Source organism: Steroidobacter sp. (assembly GCF_016790065.1).
In the GTDB taxonomy this organism is placed as follows: Bacteria; Pseudomonadota; Gammaproteobacteria; order Steroidobacterales; family Steroidobacteraceae; genus Steroidobacter.
This window is the reverse complement of sequence record NZ_JAEUPY010000283.1, coordinates 1-1,697: the sequence shown is the minus strand read 5'-3', so window position 1 is coordinate 1,697 and position 1,697 is coordinate 1. Positions and strand designations below refer to the sequence as shown.

Genomic DNA, 1,697 nt, shown 5'->3' with positions numbered 1-1,697 from the left:
CTGCGTGGCCGCGCGGCCGTTCCACAAACCGCCTTTGACACCGAACTCGACGCTCTCACCGGTCTTGGGCTCGACCGCCGGGCCCGGGAACGGTCCCTTGGTGTAGCTGGCCTGCGATTCGAACGACTCACCGTAGCTGCCGTAGCCTACCCAACCGCCACCCAATTCATAGGTGAAGCCGAAGAACGGCGTGACCACGTCACGGTCTTCGTACTTCTGATAGAAACCGCCGGTCACTGCGCCGGTGGTGGTATTGAGATTGTCGTAACCGTACTCGTACTCGTAGTTGCTGTAGCGTGCACCGCCGAGGATATGCATCGGCTCGGTGATCTGCAGATTCAAGCTGACGTAGGCGCCGTTCTGTTTCTGGCCCCACACGATGTCTTGACCAGGAATCACTGAGCGCGCTGGGATCGGGATCGAGGACGGATCGAACGTGTAGGGATTCACGTTGGTCACCGCCGGATAACCCCAGGCTTTGCCGCCGCTATCGATGTTTTGCCAATCGGCACCGACGGCAATCTTGTGAGTGCGGCCGAACAGATCGAAGCTGCCTTTGAGGGTCAGATCGGCCATCTCCTGCACCGGCTCGAATTCTTCATCGCCGCCGTAAATCGCCGGCAGCAAGCCGGTGATCGCATTGGCCGCGCCGTAACCGAAGACGCGCAGGTTGCGCATTTTCTGTTCAGTGCGCGTCATGTTGAGGCGCATGCTCCAGCGGTCGCCGAACTTCTGATCGAGTCGACCGAAGATATCCAATGTCTGAGTGTTGAAACGCGCCCAGTCGGCGGTGAACACTGTCGAACGCGGCAAGCCCAAGTCGCGGCCGTCGCTGTAGCGAGGCAAACCGAAACCGCCGTGCGGGGCATCGCGCTGATCGTAGGTCGCGCCGACCATCACCTGAGTGTATGCACCGAGATCCGCTTCCAACGCGCCGTACAACAAGTCGCGCTTGGTATCGGCCACATCCATGAACGAGCCGGCATCTTCTTTCACATACACCACGCGTCCACGCAACGCACCGTCGAAACCAACTGTGCCAGTGGCATCGAGATTGGCGCGAAACGTATCCCACCGCCCGGCCGACAGGCTGACGCTGAATTCACTGTCTGCTTTGGGACGCTTGCGCACCAGCTGAATGGTGCCGCCCGGCTTGCCGTTGCCGGAATACAGAGCGTCGGCACCGCGCAGCACTTCGACCTGTTCGTAGATCGCCAGATCCGGCAGCTGGTTGTAGCCGAAGTTGTTGAACACGAACGGCGCGCCGCCATCTAGCTGGATGCTACGAATGGAAAAGCCACGCGAAAAAAACTCCTGCGTGGTGAAGCTCACATTGCTGATGGTGATGCCGGTGGTCTGTTCCATGGCTTGCGCCACGCTGTTCAGATTCTGCTGATCCAGTCGTTCGCGAGTCACGATGGTGATGGACTGCGGACGTTCGCGCAGCGTGTCGCCGGTGCGCGAGCTCAGAATCGGATCTTCGATGGTGGTGCCAAACACGTTGACCGTCTCCAGCGCATCGGTGTGACGCTGCGGTTGTTCCTTGACGACAACGGTATTGTCCGAGGAGCGCTCTGCTACCAAGCCGCTGCCTTCGAGCAATTTGGCCAGCGCTTCATCGACTGAGCGACCGCCGACCAGGGCAGGCGCACGTTTACCGGCCACGATGTTGGGATCGACGACGATGTTGACGCCGG

Annotated in this window: 1 protein-coding gene; it reads right to left on the bottom strand. The window is 60.2% G+C overall.

Annotation, left to right across the window (positions count from 1 at the left end; genetic code table 11):
* Positions 1–1,697: TonB-dependent siderophore receptor (locus JNL55_RS12120; RefSeq protein WP_293853138.1), on the bottom strand; the 1,697-nt coding region annotated here is incomplete at both ends.